The sequence below is a fragment of the Clostridium sp. CTA-7 genome (assembly GCF_054768095.1).
In genome coordinates, this window is record NZ_BAAAAV010000005.1 from 1 (window position 1) to 18,645 (window position 18,645).

Annotated in this window: 14 protein-coding genes; 3 read left to right on the forward strand and 11 right to left on the reverse strand. The window is 27.8% G+C overall.

Translation table 11 applies throughout. The features are described 5' to 3' along the window. The first annotated feature begins 276 nt into the window (after window positions 1-276). The gene (locus ACYUEX_RS11140) at window positions 277-726 is read left to right on the forward strand and encodes a hypothetical protein (protein ID WP_460288200.1); all 450 of its coding nucleotides are present in this window, start codon (window positions 277-279) and stop codon (window positions 724-726) included. A 300-nt stretch (window positions 727-1,026) separates the two neighbouring features. Here ACYUEX_RS11140 and dpaL read toward each other — a convergent pair whose 3' ends face one another. The 5 genes from dpaL to ACYUEX_RS11165 all read right to left on the reverse strand — a co-directional run bounded on the left by dpaL (window position 1,027) and on the right by ACYUEX_RS11165 (window position 7,220). Next, the gene (gene dpaL, locus ACYUEX_RS11145) at window positions 1,027-2,241 is read right to left on the reverse strand and encodes a diaminopropionate ammonia-lyase (RefSeq protein WP_460288201.1); all 1,215 of its coding nucleotides are present in this window, start codon (window positions 2,239-2,241) and stop codon (window positions 1,027-1,029) included. Window positions 2,242-2,256: 15 nt separating this feature from the next. Then, window positions 2,257-3,189, reverse strand: a complete 933-nt coding sequence (arcC, locus tag ACYUEX_RS11150; protein ID WP_460288202.1) for a carbamate kinase — start codon at window positions 3,187-3,189, stop codon at window positions 2,257-2,259. 123 nt (window positions 3,190-3,312) lie between these two features. After that, window positions 3,313-4,506 carry a knotted carbamoyltransferase YgeW gene (gene ygeW, locus ACYUEX_RS11155; protein ID WP_460288203.1) on the reverse strand — a complete coding sequence of 398 codons (1,194 nt, stop codon included), beginning with the start codon at window positions 4,504-4,506 and terminating at the stop codon, window positions 3,313-3,315. A gap of 66 nt (window positions 4,507-4,572) precedes the next feature. Further along, window positions 4,573-5,889, reverse strand: coding sequence for a YgeY family selenium metabolism-linked hydrolase (locus ACYUEX_RS11160; protein ID WP_411168271.1), 1,317 nt, complete (start codon window positions 5,887-5,889; stop codon window positions 4,573-4,575). Between the two features lie 350 nt (window positions 5,890-6,239). Then, a complete protein-coding gene (locus ACYUEX_RS11165) occupies window positions 6,240-7,220 on the reverse strand; it encodes an alpha/beta hydrolase fold domain-containing protein (protein WP_411168272.1) in 981 nt (326 codons plus the stop codon). Between the two features lie 186 nt (window positions 7,221-7,406). On the opposite strand from ACYUEX_RS11165, the gene ACYUEX_RS11170 reads away from it, so the two are divergent. Beyond that, window positions 7,407-8,525, forward strand: coding sequence for a GerMN domain-containing protein (locus tag ACYUEX_RS11170; protein ID WP_460288205.1), 1,119 nt, complete (start codon window positions 7,407-7,409; stop codon window positions 8,523-8,525). Window positions 8,526-8,669: 144 nt separating this feature from the next. Continuing rightward, complete coding sequence (locus tag ACYUEX_RS11175; RefSeq protein WP_460288207.1) at window positions 8,670-9,329, forward strand: GerMN domain-containing protein; 660 nt, start codon at window positions 8,670-8,672, stop codon at window positions 9,327-9,329. An 86-nt stretch (window positions 9,330-9,415) separates the two neighbouring features. Here the strand turns inward: ACYUEX_RS11175 and ACYUEX_RS11180 are convergent, their stop codons facing one another. The 6 genes from ACYUEX_RS11180 to ACYUEX_RS11205 form a co-directional block, all read right to left on the reverse strand. Then, a complete protein-coding gene (locus ACYUEX_RS11180; protein ID WP_460288209.1) occupies window positions 9,416-12,802 on the reverse strand; it encodes an AAA family ATPase in 3,387 nt (1,128 codons plus the stop codon). 129 nt (window positions 12,803-12,931) lie between these two features. Then, window positions 12,932-14,098: a class I SAM-dependent methyltransferase gene (locus ACYUEX_RS11185; protein ID WP_460288211.1), complete on the reverse strand. Its 1,167-nt coding sequence runs from the start codon at window positions 14,096-14,098 to the stop codon at window positions 12,932-12,934. A gap of 102 nt (window positions 14,099-14,200) precedes the next feature. After that, window positions 14,201-15,034, reverse strand: coding sequence for a deoxyribonuclease IV (locus ACYUEX_RS11190; protein ID WP_460288213.1), 834 nt, complete (start codon window positions 15,032-15,034; stop codon window positions 14,201-14,203). Between the two features lie 276 nt (window positions 15,035-15,310). Beyond that, window positions 15,311-15,682, reverse strand: a complete 372-nt coding sequence (locus ACYUEX_RS11195) for a hypothetical protein (protein ID WP_460288215.1) — start codon at window positions 15,680-15,682, stop codon at window positions 15,311-15,313. Window positions 15,683-15,852: 170 nt separating this feature from the next. Next, window positions 15,853-17,256: a L,D-transpeptidase family protein gene (locus tag ACYUEX_RS11200; RefSeq protein WP_460288217.1), complete on the reverse strand. Its 1,404-nt coding sequence runs from the start codon at window positions 17,254-17,256 to the stop codon at window positions 15,853-15,855. A gap of 303 nt (window positions 17,257-17,559) precedes the next feature. Then, entirely contained in the window at window positions 17,560-18,498 is a 939-nt protein-coding gene (locus tag ACYUEX_RS11205) for an L-lactate dehydrogenase (protein ID WP_460288219.1), read from the reverse strand. Window positions 18,499-18,645: the final 147 nt, after the last annotated feature.

Sequence of the window (18,645 nt, forward strand, 5' to 3'; positions counted from 1 at the left end):
TATTTCTTCCTTCGTAAATAACTTGCTACTCATCTAATCCACTCCTATCGTTATGTTTTATTATACATAAAAAAACCTATAAAATAGACATTTTTTAGTTGTCTATCTTATAGGGTACATTTTACAGAAAGGAATATGCGGTATTTTTAGTTCGTAATTCAAATATATTGCGAATTAGATAAAATATGATCTTTGAAAGCTGAATAATGTGGTATTAAAATATGTTATAATTTACTTAAAGTATACATATAAACTAAAATTTTTAGGGGTAGCGCTATGATTTTCAACTTAGATAAATGGGTAGTAGATATTGATGTTAACAAAACAAGAATGTATTATTTAACATTACCGCAAAATGTTAATGAAAAATATGTAAGGTATTGTAATAACATGATTGTAGCAGAAAGAGATTTTTTCAATAAAATGGGAGTTGATGTTACTAGAATAATTACAGAGAAAGTTTATTCAAACGAAGAAGATACGTATTTTATAAAATTTCTGATGTGTGGTAAATTCTTAAGTATTCCTAGGCAGCAAATTCAAATGTACGAAGATGTTTTCGAAGAAAAAATAAATGTAGATTGTTCAAATGAGCAAAATGAGGTTGATGATATTAAAGTCGGAAATATTTTCATAAGATTTAAACATCCGTTAACGCATTTTGAAAATATTAAAGAATGTTGGGAATGTGGCTATGTATGTGGCATGTGTATTTTAAAAATCTAAGTGTTCCAGTTTAGGGATAAATATATTACCAAGTAAAAAATAAATAACATATTGAAATACCACACTATTCAGAAAGAAGAATGGATATGCGGCATTTTTCATTTCGCAATTCAAATATATTATAACTCATATCATTTCTCATAAACATTTCAGCTTTCTCTTATAGATTTTAATATTTCTTCTCACTTAATATTATAGCCAACTTGGAGAACATACAGAAAGATTAAATAATGAAAATTTGGAAATTAGAAAAAGAGGTAATTCAGCTTCTGAATTACCTCCTAAATTACCCATTGTAAATTATCTATTATAGCTTCCTTCCCAAACAATTTCTCTATATTTATCTGGGTCTGTATCTCCCTCAGTACTAAACACTAAAACTTTTGAATTTTCATCTAACCCAATGCTTTCTTTTAAGTCTTTATATTCTGGATTTGTCATTAATTCATAAACTAATCCTAATGTTACTGCTCCTGATTCTCCGGATATTACTTTATCATCTCCATTAAGTGGATTTCCAAGAACTCTCATTCCATTTGCTGCAACATAATTTGGTGCTGATACAAAAGCTTTAGAATGATTCTTTAAAACTTCAAAGCCTGTTATATTAACTTCACCACATGCAAGTCCGGCCATTATTGTTGGCATATCTCCACCAACAGCTCTTGGTTTCCCATCATTTGCTATAGCTGAATCATAGTAGCAAGCAGCTTCTTTAGCTTCAACTACAACAGTTGTTGGACACTCTTCTCCGAATACTGAAGCAAAAAATCCTTGTATTCCACCTGCAAGTGATCCCACCCCCGCTTGTAAGAATATATGGGTAGGTCTTTCTACTTTATAAGTATCTCTTAATTGCTCTAATGCTTCAAGTCCCATAGTTCCATATCCTTGCATTATCCATGCTGGAATTTCTTCATAACCTTCCCAAGCTGTATCTTGAACTACTACTCCATTATGCTCTTCTGCATATTTAGCTGCAAGTCTTACAGCATCATCATAATTCATATCTGTAATTGAAGCATCTGCTCCTTCTTTTCTAATATTCTCAAGTCTTATTAATGAAGATCCTTTTGGCATATAAACTACTGACTTTTGTTTTAATCTATTAGCAGTCCAAGCAACACCTCTTCCATGATTTCCATCTGTTGCAGTAACAAAAGTTATATCTCCAAGCTCTTTTCTCACTTCATCTGAAGTTAATTTTTCATATGGTAATTCTGCTATATCCATATTCAACCTTTGTGCTAAATATTTACCCATTGAATAAGATCCACCTAAAACTTTAAAAGCATTTAATCCAAATCTATAGGATTCATCTTTTAAATAAATTCCACCTAATCCTAGTTTTTCACTTAAATTTTCTAAATTAACTAATGGTGTAACACTATATTCTGGAAAACTCTTATGAAAGTTCCTAGCTTTATTTATTTCATCCATACTTAAAAAATCTAAATCACCATCTTTTTTACTTTTTGGCATGGTGTTTTCTTTCCACAGTATCTTTTCTCCCATTATTAAGCCTCCTAATTATCTAATAATCCTTGTTCCAGTCTTGCCTTGAATTCCTTCTTTAGCTTTTTCTAATAATGTTATAAGGGCATGTCTTCCTTCTTTTGATTGTGCAAATTCTATTCCTGCCTCTACCTTTGGTTTCATTGAGCCTGGAGCAAAATGTCCTTCTTCCACATATTTATTCATTTCCTCTACTGTAACATTATCTAACCATTTTTCATTTTCCTTGCCATAGTTTATAGCAGCCTTTTCTACAGCTGTTAATATAATTAGAAAATCAGCATCTAATTCTTTAGCTAATGTAGCACTAGCAAAATCTTTGTCTATAACTGCACTAGCACCCTTTAAGTGGTTTCCTTCTTTCATTACTGGAATTCCACCACCACCACATGCTATAACAACTTGTCCAGAATCTACTAAACTTCTAATTGTATCAATCTCTATAATACTTTTTGGCCTTGGAGATGCAACAACTCTTCTATATCCTCTTCCAGCATCTTCAACTACATTTTCTCCTTTAGAAATTAAAACATCTGCTTCTTCTTTAGTCATAAAGCTTCCAATTGGTTTAGTTGGATTATCAAACGCTTTATCATTTTTATCTACTTCAACCTGAGTAATAATTGTTGCTACTGACTTATCTATATTTCTACTTAATAGTTCTTCTCTAAGTGCATTTTGCAAGTCATATCCTACATAACCTTGACTCATTGCAACACATACGGACATTGGAATTGATGAATATTTATGATTTGACTTAGTCAAAGCATCCATAGCAAGATTAATCATACCTACTTGTGGTCCATTTCCATGAGATATAACAACATCATGTCCTTCTTCAATTAAATCTACAATAGCCTTTGCAGTTGATTTAACTGCGCCCATTTGTTCTTCTAAATTATTTCCTAATGCATTCCCACCTAATGCTATTACAATTTTCTTTTTCATAATTTCTCTCCCTCAATACTCCCTTAGAATTTATGATTCATAATTTTATTTTTTCTAAATGTTTTAGAGGCTTTTATCCATCACTTAGTATTTTAGGATAAAAGCCTATTTATAGTGTTAAGCTTATTTAAGTTGACGATCCTTATGAGCTTCTTCTAATTTTTCTAAAATTTCTTGTGGATTCTTAACTTTACTTAAGAAAATCATAGCCGCTATAACATATGGCTTGTAGCTAGCTTCTTTATAAAGAGGTTTTCTATATCTGTCAAATACTGAAGCATCAACTTCTCCAGTTTCACAACTAACTCCAGTAATATCTGCTGGTAGGCAATGTAAATATAATGCCTTTCCATCTTTAGTTGTCTTCATTAACTCTTCAGTACATTGCCAATCTTTATGTTCAGCATTATGAGCTAGTAATTCTTTTTCTAATTCCTTTATTCCATCAAAGTCTCCATTTCCATATAAATCTGTTCTCTTTTCCATAGCAACAAATGGAGCCCAACTCTTTGGATATACAATATCAGCATCTTTAAATGCATCTTCCATTGAATTAGTCTTTGTGAATGATCCACCTGAAAGTTTAGCATTTTCTTTAGCAATTTCTTCAACTTCTGGCATTACTTCATATCCTTCTGGATGAGCTAAAACAACATCCATACCGAATCTTGTTAATAATCCAATAATACCTTGAGGTACTGATAATGGTTTTCCATAAGATGGTGAGTATGCCCAAGTCATAGCTACTTTTTTACCCTTTAAGTTTTCTATTCCACCAAATTCATTAACTAAATGAAGAGCATCTGCCATAGCTTGTGTTGGATGGTCAATATCACATTGTAAGTCAACTAAAGTTGGAATTTGTTCTAAAGTTCCTTCTTCGTATCCTTCTCTTACAGCCTTTGATACTTCTCTCATATAAGTATTTCCTTTACCTATATACATATCATCTCTGATACCTATAACATCAGCCATAAAAGAAACCATATTAGCTGTTTCTCTAACTGTTTCTCCATGAGCTACTTGAGATTTTCCTTCATCTAAGTCTTGTACTTCTAATCCTAAAAGATTACAAGCTGATGCGAAACTAAATCTTGTACGAGTTGAATTATCTCTAAATAAAGAAATTCCAAGACCACTATCAAATATTTTTGTAGAAATATTATTTCTTCTTAACTCTCTTAAAGCTTCTGCAACTGTGAAAACAGCCTTTAATTCATCATCGCTTTTTTTCCAAGTTTCCATAAAATCATCATTATGCATTTTTGAGAAATCTAATTGATTAAGTTCATTAATGTATTTGTTCATTAAAGCCATTTTAAAATTCCTACCCTTCATTATATTAATTTTTATTTATTTCAATTTACAAATTAAACTATTTTATTATTTTTCTTTATTATCACAGTAAATTGTTGGTAATGCAGCATATACAGCAGCACATTTAACTAAATCCTCTTTCCAAGTTTTTTCGTTTGGCGCATGTGCCTCCGCTTCTGCACCAGGTCCGAATCCTATTACCGGAATTCCATTACGTCCCATTATTGAAACACCATTTGTTGAGAATGTCCATTTGTCAGTAAGCGGACGAGCTTTTCTCATTTCATCAGTTACAGCAGCACCACTTCTTATTGTTCCATAAAGACCTTTATAAGACTCTTCCATTGCTTTGGTTACAATATGATCTTCTGGGATTACCCAAGTTGGGAAGTAGCATTCGATTGGATATACTAAACCAGTGTAGCTTGGTCTATCATAGTTATACATGCTTACTGTTGCATTGTATTTTTTAACAGCTGGAAGTTCACGAATTTCTTCTAAACAACTTTCCCAAGTTTCACCTGCTGTCATACGACGATCTAAGGAAATTGAGCATGAGTCAGCAACAGCACAACGACTTGGAGAAGTATAGAATATTTGAGAAGTTGTAACAGTACCTCTTCCTAAGAAGTTAGCTTCTTTCCACTCTGGGTTATATTTTTCATCTAACATTTTTACTAAGCCTTTTATTTCTTTAGTATCAGCTGCATCATTTTCGTTAAGGTCACGAATATTCATTAATATTTCAGCCATTTTGTAAATTGCATTATCTCCTCTTTCTGGAGCTGAACCGTGGCATGAAACTCCTTGAACATCAACACGAATTTCCATACGTCCTCTTTGTCCTCTGTAAATACCACCATCTGTTGGTTCTGTAGAAACTACAAATTCTGGTCTAATTTTATCTTCTTTAATTATATATTCCCAACAAAGTCCATCGCAGTCTTCCTCTTGAACTGAACCAACGACTAATGCTGTATATTTTTCAGTTAAAAGATCTAGATCTTTCATTATCTTTGCACCATAAACAGCTGAAACTATTCCTCCTAATTGGTCTGAAGTACCACGTCCACCTATTTCAGTTTCTGTTTCATATCCTTCATATGGATCAAAGTTCCAGTTAGCTCTATTTCCTATACCAACAGTATCAATATGAGCATCAAACCCTATTAATGTCTTACCAGTTCCCATATATCCTAAAACGTTACCTTGTGGGTCTATTTCAACTTTATTAAAACCTAATGCTCTCATTTCTTCAGCTATACGGTTAACAACACCTTTTTCTTCACAGCTTTCTCCAGGAATAGCAACTAAATCTCTTAAAAATTTAGTCATTTGAACTTTATATCCCTCTGCCTTTACTTTAATATTTTTAAAATCCATTTTCTTTTCCCCCTTATAGTTTAAATGTATTTAATATTTTGTTATCAGAATCTTCACTTATATATTAAGCAAAACCTGTGCCAAGTTTTTTAAGGTTTTTAATAAGCTTTTTAATGTTTTTTCAATGTTTTCATAGTCTTTTCAGTTAAAAAAAATAAAGAATTATCATTTCGATAATTCTTTATCACTTTGGTGAATAGTAGTATTTTATTATCTTTTTAAGGCTTATAGCCTATTTTTATCAATTTGATAAGGCACTTTTTATACATATTATCAAATTTTATATTAAAATCACTTTTATATATTTAAATTAATTTCTTATGTTTAAATATTTTCTATTTTATATGCCACTACATATTTTTTGATATAAACTCTAACATTTTTATTCCAACAGACATAATCTCATCTAAATCAATTTCAGAGAAGTCATGACTAGCTCCCTCTAAGCTTATAAGTTCTGTTTTATTTCCATTCTCTTTTAATTGGGCATATAATTCTTCTGCATTTTTATAAGGTACTATAATATCTTTTTTGCTATGAACTATAAGTGTATTAGGCTCACCTTTGTTCACATGATTAATTGGACTATATTCCCCCAATATATGATCTTTATATTCACCTACAGAATTTATAATTTGCTCTAAATCCCATTGAACATTCTCCATATCTAATGTAGTTAAATCTGTTGGTCCAAAAAAATCAATTAAATACTTAACATCTGAAGGATAGTCTTTGAGTTCTTTTGCATCAACAAATTCTTCTTTATCTGTATAAGCTGCCATTAAAGCTAAATGTGCCCCTGAAGATGCTCCTATCACTCCTATTCTTTCATCATTAAATCCATATACACTCTTATTTTTATGAATCCATCTAATAGTATCCTTAACATCACTAATTTGTTTATTAAATATTTCTTCTCCTCTCATTAGCTGATAACTAGTACTTATTATAGTAAAGCCTTCTTCTCTAAAGGAGTCTAAAAGTGGAGATATGGCCTGAGGTATTTCCTTATTTCCATATACCCAGCTTCCACCATGAACATAAAGTATTACTGGAGAGCCTCCCTTTACCTGTTTCTTTGGCCCATATATATCTAATGTTAATGGAACACCATTTGTATTTTTATATTCAACATCTTTATAATCAATAGACTCTATTGCTTCTAAAGATGATTTATCCTCTATATTATAACCATTTTTTATTACTGAGTTATACTTTTTAAATATATTTACATATAAAGATACTCTATCCCTTATAGAAAATAAAAATATTCCTGACCCTAAAATCACTATTAATAAAGTTATTCCTAAAAATTTAAAAAACTTTTTCATCGCTTCTCCTTTCTTTTATTTTATTAATTTAATTTATATTATATTTCAAATATTTATGCAATAAATTAATCTTTTATTAAAATTCAAAAAATTATTCTAATTATTTATCTTTTATATAAAATTTTTGTCAATAAAAATTATGTATATCAATAAACTATATTAATAATATATTTAGGAAGTGATTAAATGAAAAAACGTCTATTTTCATTGTTCTTCGCTTTATTTTTTTCACTTATGCTAATTAGTTGCAATAAAATTGAGGATAACTCTGTGCATTCTAATAATTATACTAACAATGATAACACTAATAAAACAGATAATATAGATAAAAATGAGAAAGATAAAGACAAGATTCCAAAGGATAATAACGATAAGTCAAAACCTACTAAACCACCTTTAAGTAATTCTGATAAGGATAATGCATCTATAACCCATGAGCAATATAGATTATTTTACTTTGATTCAGAAAAGTTACAACTTTACTATGTAGATAAAGAAATTGCTGTTAAAGATAAAGCTGTTATAAAGGCTTTAACTAAAGAGTTACAAAGTAATTTACCTACATCTAGCTTTCTCGCTTTAACTGATAAGGTTCAAATTACATCTGCTAAGCTAGATAGTAAAACAGGAGTTTTAAAGGTCGTCTTTTCAGATTCTTATGTAAATAAAATGACTCTTGGCTCTGCCACTGAAAGCGGTTTACTTTCTTCTTTAATTTGCACCTATGGATATAACTTAGGAGTTGATAAGGTTGCTATTTATTTTGGCGATGATTTATACACTTCTTTAAAAGGTAGCCTTCCTGAGGGTTATTTTAAAGTAGATTACTCTTCTGCCATTCCTTATAGCTTAACATCTTCAAATCCAGAAACAAATAAAGTTAAAACTATGAATTGTAGAATTTACTATTATAACGGTGCTGATGATGTTTTTTACTATAAGGATAAATCTATTAATGTAAATGATGGTGCTTTAGTAACAGCTCTAACTAATGAAATGAAAAATATTCCTAATGAAGAGTTATTTAATTTTAAAGATTATTTAGCTGTTCGTTCTGCTAAATTAGATAAGGCTAATGGAATTTTAACTGTAGATTTATCTTCTTCATACTATAACATTTTAAAGCATGTTGGCTCTGGAAGTGAGGCTTCAGCATTAAAAACCTTAGCTTTAACTTATAGTTATAATTATAAAGTTAATAAAGTTATTATCTTAGTTAATGGTAAGCCTTATGAAGGCAGTCATATAATTATGGAACCTAATGAATATATAAATATAAATGTTACTAATGTAAAACCTCTATAATTTAATTATCCACAACTTAATATTGCTAACATTTATTAAAAAATAATTATTAGGGAAATTTAAGAAAATAATTGTTAAAAATTTATTAAATTCATATTATGATATATATAACAATATTTTTTAATATTATCTAGGAGTGATTAAATGAAGAAAAAATTATTTATACTATTTATATCTACTTTATTTTCACTTTCTTTAATTGGCTGTAATAAAATAGCAGATGCTATAAAGCCTGAAAAACAAAAAACTAAAGAAGAATCTAAACAAGAACCTAATGAAGACTCTAAGGGAGACTCTACTAAAGAAAATAAAGATAAAGAAAAACCTATTGATGATAAAAAAAATGAAAATACTGATACTAAGGAAAATAAAATAACAAAAAAGGACTGTAGAATTTATGCTTTTAATAGCCAAGAGCTTAAGTTATACTACTATGATAAAACTATACAAGTAGAAGATAAAGCTTTAGTAAAAGCCTTAACTAATGAACTTCAAAACAACTTGCCTAGTGATGACTTTTTAGCTTTAACTAAAGAAATAGGAGTAACTTCTGCTAAGTTAGATGAAAAATCTGGGGTTTTAACAGTTGTATTCTCAGATTCCTTTGCAGACAAAATGACTCTTGGTTCTGCTACCGAAAGCGGACTAGCCTCTTCATTAATTTGCACCTATGCGTATAACTTTGGAGTTGATAAAGTAGCTATTTACTTTGGCGATAAGCTATATACTTCTTTAAGAGGCGACCTTCCTGAGGGATATTTTACTGCACACTTCTCTGACGCAGAGCCTTATAAAACAAATTAATTTTATAAAAAAGTAAGTAGACAATTAAACTCTCTTCCTGTCAAGGACAGTTTAAATTAAATATATCTACTTACTTTTTATTTATATTATTCTAGAATATTTTTAAACAAAAATTCATTTTTACTTTTAATAATGTCTTGTGGAATAATTATGCTCATCTCTTTGTTATTTATTTTAGGATCACAAATTCTAATACTTTGCTCTCTAATTAAAATATCTAAGTATTGTTTTATCATAAGTCCATTTCTAAGGTTTAAATTTCTATTATGATATAGCTCAAGTATTGCTTGATCTAATGCTTCATTTGAAGTTTCATCTAATATATATCCCTTACTTTCTAAAATACTTAAGGACATATTAAATAGCTCTTCTTTATTATAATCCTTAAAGCTTAACATAGATGGAAATCTATAATTTAACTCTGGATTTAAATACATAAGTTTTTTAATATCTTTTGATTTACCTGATAATGTAATAACTATTTTGTTACTATTCTTATCTATAAACTTTATAAGATCTTTAATTATTCTACTTAAATTTTCTTCTAGCAAAAACTCAGCTACATCTATATATACAACCTTACCTATTTGCTTATTTAATATATCTTCTAATGATATTCCAAGGTTTATATTATCTATTAATTCATCTTTGTTTACTTCAACTATATTCTTCGCCTTAACTATTCCCATACTATATAGAGTTTCTGATAATATATTTAGTACTGTCTTTTTACCTGTTCCAATTTCTCCAGTAAATATTATATTCATATATCTATTTATATCAGTTGATAATCCTAATTTTTTTCTCTTTTCTTTAACTCTCATAAGCTTATATTGATTTCTTAAAAACTCTTTCGCATCTTCATTCCCAACTAAGGTTCTTAATCTTTCTTCTAAATCAAACTCATTATCATGTTGTGATGTATTTAGTTTTTCTATATCCTTAGCTGTAATTAAATTCATTTCATAAACACTTATATCTTCTTCTGCAATTCTTATACTTTGAATTCTAATTAAATTTTCAACATAATTTCTAACCATTCTTCCATTACCAGATTGAGCATCAGAATTTTCATAAATATCTACAAAACTTTTCTTTAATGCTAAATGACCATTTTTTGATAACTTAAATCCCTTTGCTTCAACAAGTCTTATTGCCATTTCTAAAAGCTCATTTGGATTATAATCTTCAAAATTTGTCCATAATGGGAATCTTGATCTTAATCCTATGTTTACATCAAAAAATTCCTCCATTTCCTTTTCATAACCTGCTAAAATTACTATTACTTCTCTTGAATAATCTTCAACTAATTTAAGAAGTGTTTCTATTGCTTCCCTTCCTAAGCTATCATTGGCTAAAGTATAAGCTTCATCTATAAATAATACTCCACCTAAAGCCTCTTTAAATTTTTTCTCAGTTTTCTTTGCTGTTTCTCCTGGTATGTTGGATACAAAACTAGATCTATCTGTTTCTACTAATTGACCTATCTTTAAGAATCCCATACTATTTAACATTTGAGCCACTAGTCTAGCTATACTTGTTTTTCCTGTACCCGGATTACCTGCAAATACCATATTTAAGTTTTGCTCTATTTCTGTATTAACACCAACAGATTTTCTCTTTTCTTGTGCCACTAACAGCTTATATTGACTTCCTAAAAGATTTTTAACTTCTTCAAGGCCTATAATATCTTTAAGCTTTTCATCTAAATTAAATTTAGCACTGACTTTAAAATTAAAGTCCTCTCTTTCTAAAAGATCTATTTCACTTTTATTATTATTTAAATACTTTCTGGATGAATATATTATTGCATTTTCTATTATATTTCTTACAAATCTGGCATTTCCTAAATCATTTTTTCCAGTAAGTTGATTTCTTGTAAATAAATCTATCAAATCATTTTTTACATTTTTAGCAATTCTATACCCCTTAGTTTTTGCAATTTGCACTGCTATTTCATACATTTCAGATGGATTATAATCTTCGAAATGAATTGTATTAGGAAATCTTGATTTAAGTCCTTGATTAAAACTTAAGAATCTTTCCATATCTTTTTCATACCCTGCTAATATAACAGTTAACTTATTTCTATTATCCTCTATACCCTTTAATAAGGCATCTACTATTTCTTTACCAACCTTGTCATCTTCACTTTCACATAAAGCATAAGCTTCATCTATAAATAATACTCCTCCTAAAGCTGAGTTTATAATTTCATTTGTTCTTTTTGCTGTCTCAGTAGTATTTTCTGTTACAAAATCAGCCTTACTTACTTCAACCAAAACTCCTTTTGATAACAGACCCAAAGCATTTAAATATTCATAAGTTATTCTTGCTGCATTAGTTTTTCCAGTACCAGCATTTCCTGCAAATATCATATTTAAAGATATTTTTGATGTTCTAAGCCCTAACTTTTCTCTAATTTTTTGAACCTTAAAGTTGTTTTCTATATTTAATAAAAACTCCTTAAGTTCCTTCATACCTATAATTGATTCTAATCTGTATTTAACTTTATCTAAGGTTGGTATTGAATACTTATTTAGCCTATATATATTGTTATTAATCTTAGAATAAATTCTATTATTATCTATATAAAGTAATATTTTAGAATCTTCTTCTATAGATTCCTTATTTATTAAATTTCTTAAAGGGTCACTTATTCTATAGGATATATATTCTGTTATATCAAAGCTTCCGTTTTTGCTAAAGCTCTTTTGTAGGTACTCAAAAACTTCAAAATCTTCTTTTTCATTGATATTTTCTTTAAACCCTAGTATTATTTGTACCCCAAATTCATTTTTTATCCTATCAATTTCATTTGTAAGCTTATTTTTTATAATGATATTCTTTTCTTTATCTGTAAGCTCTCTTGTATAAATAATCTTATCTCTATTATTTAAAGTACTTTCAGAAAATTCTCTAAAACTCTCCTTATTTTCATAATTATATATAAATATAAAAAACTTATTATGGCATACTATTTTGTTTATCTTATCTTTGTCCTTTGCCCCAGCCTCAACTAAAAATTTATTTTTTATAACATAGTCATTATCTAATTTAATACATGTATTAGGATATATGATTGATAAAAATTCTAGTATTTCAGGGTTTGCTTTTTCTGTATTCTTAAACATTACCCCCTCTGAATTATTATTATCTAATTTTTCATGTAAATCAGTTAAAAATGCATTATATCCCATATTAAAATTATAGGAAGATAAATCTATCTCATCTAAATTCTTGTTCTTAATTAAGGTGTTGCTATACAGTTCTTCAAAAACTAACCTTACACTAGCTTTTTTAAAGGTATTTTTATGTCCTGCTAAAACTAATATTCCTTTTTCTTCACTTAATATCTTATTTTCAAAGTATTGAGTTAATTCTTTTATAAAATCTCTTTGTCCGATAAATTCTCTATTTAACTTCTTTTCTATTTTTAAAATTACTTCATTTATATTCATTGTATCCATCATCCACCTCTCATTTATTGATATAACTTTTTTGATTTTATATTTTTGAATTGCTATATTATTTTTCTCAAAATTGGTGTGGCTTAGTCATAAGTACAGCAAATGCTATGCCCTAGAGCATAGCATTGTATATTATATAAGATCATCTTTTTTTAGTAAGTTAAGTAATGTAGGATTAAAATTAAATTCTTTCATTAATGAATGAACTTCATTTAATGATTTTTCCTTATTTTCTTTTGATATATTAGCTTTTGAAGCTCTAATTAATATATTCTTTGGTGAATGTGCTATATCTATAAACTCTAAAAGCTGAGTTTTATAGCCAGCTACCTCTAAAAGATTACCTCTAACTGCATCTGTCATTAAGGCTGCTACTCTTTCTTGAATTATACCATATTTAGTTAATATTGAAAGAGAAGTTGCCTCCATTTGATGGTTAAATTCATGTTGGCAACATGGTACTGAAAATATCATTTTTGCATTCCATTTTATTGCGTTATATAAAGCATAATCTGTTGCTGTGTTACAAGCATGTAAAGTAATTACCATGTCTACATTATTTTCATACTTATATCCATTTATATCTCCAAGCTCAAAATGTAAGTTTTCATAGTTATATCTTTTAGCTATATCATTACACTTTTTAATTACATCTTCTTTAAGATCTAAACCTATCATTTTTACTTTTATCTTTTTAATTTCTACAAAATAGTAATAAAGAACAAAGGTTAAATAAGATTTACCACAACCAAAATCTAAAATAGTAAGTTCCTTATAGTCATTTTTCTTTATTTCATCATCTATAATTTCTATAAATCTATTTATTTGCTTATACTTATCATACTTTGAATTTACTACCTTGCCTTCTTTTGTGAAAACACCTAGATCTATTAAAGGCTCTATAATCATACCCTCTTTTAAGATATAATTTTTTTCCTTGTTATGACTCTTATTAGCAAGTTTTATATTATTACTTTTTTTCTTACCTAGAAATATCTTTCCCTTCTTAGATAACTTTAAATCGAAAGTAGTTTCATTAGACCATGCAGATAACTGTTTATAATTTCCATCTATAATTTCTAATATTTTTTCTTCTAATTCATAAGCTTCAATATTCTCATGAAAAACCTGCTTATCAGTAAACTTCTCTATTTGATAATATTTCTTACTCTTACTATTTTCCTTTAATAAAAAACTTATCTTATTATATTTAACTTCTTTATTCATCTTATTACTAATAACTATTTTTATAATCTCTTCATTAGTTATTTCGTTAATAGCTTTTTTTAACTCTTCCATTATTAACACACCTTTTGTTTATAATTAATATAATAATGATACACAAGAAAGAAAAGTATATCAAGAGAAATGAACTAATGTAAAATTTAAAATTATTATTTTCTATTCTTCACGCTTACTTTTTAATAACTCAATTTCCTTAGCATATCCATCAAGTTCATTTGGTGTTTCTAAGAAAAATGGTAGATCTTTTAACTTAGGATGGTTTATTATTCTTGTAATTGCTTCTAATCCTAAGAAACCTTCCCCTATTTTTTCGTGTCTATCCTTATGACTCTTAAATGGATTTTTACTATCGTTTAAATGAATTGCCTTTAGTCTATCTAATCCAATTACTCTATCAAACTCTTCCAAAACTCCATCCAAATCATTAACTATATCATATCCTGCATCATATATATGGCAAGTATCAAGACATACTCCCATCTTTTCTTTTAATTCAACTCTTGATATTATTTCTGCAACTTCTTCAAAGTTTCTACCTACCTCTGAACCTTTTCCAGCCATTGTTTCTAATAGCACAGTAGTTGTTTGTTCCTTTTTAAGTGCAGAATTAAGTAAATCAACTATGTAATTAATTCCAATTTCTACACCTTGCTTTACATGACTTCCTGGATGAAAGTTATATAAATTATTTGGCATAAGCTCCATTCTTTCTAAATCATCAAGCATCATTTCTCTTGCAAATTCTCTTGTTCTTTCATCTGCTGAACAAGCATTCAAAGTGTAAGGAGCATGGGCTAATATCTTTGTAAAATTATTTTCCTTTGCTATTTTTAAAAGTCCTTGCATATCTTCCATATCTATTTCTTTTGCTTTACCACCTCTTGGATTACGAGTAAAGAATTGAAAGGTATTTGCTCCTATTTCTAGTGCTTCTTTTCCCATATTTTTAAAACCCTTTGTTGTTGATAAATGACATCCTATATTTAACATATATACCTCCATAATATTTACTTCTAATCTTAAATTAATTCTCTATAATTAAATATTAGTTTTTCTTACTTATATAAAATAATACTATAGTAACATTAACCTAGGCAAGACTAAATAATAATTTTTATTATTTAATACAAATTTTACTCACAACTTAAAAATAGAGAGTAAATAATTTTTTACTATTTACTCTCTAACACTTAATTTTATTATTTAATTTATACTATTTAACTTCTAGATATTTAAATTTTATTATATAAGTTTAAACTAGTGTTTTTATATAATAAATGTAACTATTATGCTAATAACCCCACCTATAATTAAAGATAATGTACTAACTGCTAACGCTATATCTAATTTTCTATTAGATTTCTCCCTCTCCATCTTAGTAATCTCTAAGTTTGCATTAGATAAATATTGAGCACTATTTTGTCCTGCCCCTTGAAGAGAAAGGCCTATTGGATCACCTGATATTGACGCAAATATTCCTACAAAGATTAATATAATCCCTTCTATAAATAATATATTTTCGAAGCTTTTATCCTTATCAAGTTTTACTATTACAAGCCCAACTATAGATGCTACTACAAACCAAACTATCCCCCATATAATAGTTTTTAAAATTATCTTACCTCTATTATTCCCCATATTAATACCCCCTTTTAAGTATCATAGCATAACCGCGCTAGATGGTAAATTATTACTTTTGTAAAAATATAAAAATTTCATTTTTATTAATTATATAAATATTAATTTTCTATTTCTTCAATCTTATATCATGCATTATTTATTTTTTATCAAATTATTTCTCCTTTTTATCACTCTTCATAACAAATAATAGGAGTGCCAGGCTCTATATTTTCAAAAATAGTTTTTGCTAGATATGATGGAGAATTTACGCACCCATGAGTTCCATTATTCTTATATATATTTCCCCCAAATGAATATCTCCAACTTGCATCATGAATTCCTATGTTACCATTAAAAGGCATCCAATATACTACTTTAGCCTCATAATTATTACCTCTTAATGTGGCTTCTTTTTGCTTATAATTTAGCATATAAGTTCCTAATTGTGTTGAGTGTCCTTTTCCTGGATCCCCAGTTACAACATCACCTTGGGTAATAAGCTTTCCGTCTTTATAAAACCATACATGTTGCCTTGTTATATTAACTTCCACATAAGTATTTCCTATATCATTTTCATCTCTATATAAAGCTTTTTGAGTGTATGCAGGTTCTTTTTCAAGAACTGCTCCAAGCTTTATATTTTCCATTAACAATTTAGTTTCTGCAACTGAGTTAATTTTCCATCCATAGTGCCCACCTTTAACATCTACTATCTTTCCTGTAGCTGACTTAAACTTTCTCGTTGTACCTGCAGTATTATATTTTTCGCATAAGTCTAATATATAATCTTTAACTTTATTTTCATCTATTGATGCTTCTAAATCATCATCTACACTGGCCCACTCATTTATTTTACTTCCATCTAACACTTCGGATTTGCTTCCAAAAGTATAAGTAATTTTTGTTGATACATACTTATTTAATGTATTTTGAGTTTCAATTGTTTTATCTGAATTTATAGTATACTTAGGATCTTCGTAGCAAAAACTATCATTTAAATTTAATACTCTTTTTCCTTCTGATATGCTTAATTTTATATTTTCATTTAATTTATCTATGTTTATTTTATTTCCATAAACTTCTTCAACAATTTCATATGTCCCATCTAAATATTTAAAACTAACATTTTGAGGTTCTGTAATATTTTTATTTAATATTTCTAAATTTTTTATTTTATCCTCTAATAAGTCTTGATTATAAACAACTAACTCACTACCATAATACTCTTGTCTTGCTATTAATCCTAAAATCCATTTTAATGAATTTTGTTTTTCTTTAACTTCTTTAACTTTTAATATGATATTATTTTCGTTATATTTAATGTCTATATCATTACCTTTTATTTCTTCAACAGACCCATCTCTACCTATTAATTCTAATTTATAATCTTTAACTTCTTCTAAAATTATACTACCGGCCTCTTTATGCGATTTTAATGATACATTAACTCCATTTATCTTTGTCCCAAAAAAGAAATGATTAACAAAATATATAGAAATACTCATATATATAAGAGCTATTGAAGTAACTAAAATTAATATATTACCTATAATTCTATTCTTTAAAAATGCTTTTATATTAATATTTTTCATATTTATTTATACCTTTCAACTAAAATATATCTATTTACATATAATAACTAATTTATAATATGTTTGTATTTTAAAATTTAAAACTCAATACATGTTTTTTAATAAATTAGTAACAAAAATTTATTAATATACATATAGAACTAACTCTGAATTTAATAAATACTATCTTTTAAGGTATAAATAATTCCTATATAGAGATATTTATAAAATATTAAAAATAAATTTAGTATAAATAGAATTATATTTTGCTATAAAAATAAGAAAGCTATAAAATCTCTAAAATTTTATAGCTTTCTTATTTAATTAGTTATTATTGATTCTATCAATATACTCTTTCATTATCTTAGCTGAAGAAACAAATTTTTCTTCCTCCTCTTTAGATAATTCAATATTTAATACTTTCTCCACTCCATTTTTACCTACTATTGTTGGAACACTTAAATAAGTATCATTAACTCCTAAATAATCATTAAGCAAAGTTGATACTGTTAATATAGTCTTTTCATCTTTTAAGAATGCCTCTACGATTCTTGTAAGAACAGCTGCAACTGAGAAAGCAGTAGCTCCTTTTCTCTTTATTACTTCATATGCTGAATTTTTAACATCATCTGAAATAACCTTTTCTGTTGCTTCATCCCATTCAATTTTTAATTGTTCAGAAAAATCTTTTATTGGAATATTTCCTATAGTTAATGATGACCATGGAACAAACTCACTATCACCATGCTCTCCTAAAACAAAACCTTGAACACTTCTTCCATCTATTCCAAAATATTTTCCAAGCAAACTTCTTAATCTTGTTGTGTCTAAAACAGTTCCTGATCCTATTACTCTATTTTTAGGGAAACCAGATAATTTATAGGTCATATATGCAAGTATATCTACAGGGTTTGATACTACTAATAATATTGCATTTGGACTTAATTTAGCTATAGTTGGAACAAAGCTTTTAAATATTTTATAGTTTTTATCTACTAAATCTAGCCTTGTTTCTCCTGGCTTTTGTGCAACACCTGCGGTAATTATTATTATATCTGAATCTCTTGTGTCTTCTAATGATCCTAATATAACATTACAAGGACTATTTAAAGAACTACCGTGCATTAAGTCAAGTACTTCTCCTAATGCCTTTTCCTGATTAATATCATTGATTACTATTTCTCTAGCTACTTCTTTTTGTAACAAAGCAAAAGCAGTAGTGGCTCCAATTGATCCTGCTCCTATTATTGATATTTTACTCATACTTAACACTCCTTTATCCTATTATTTAAATTTATTGTTATTTATTTTCATTATATACCAATTATTTATTAATTTGTACTTTTTTAAGATAATTATTATTATATAAATTAAATATACCCCTATTTTATCATTATTAGTAGTTTATAC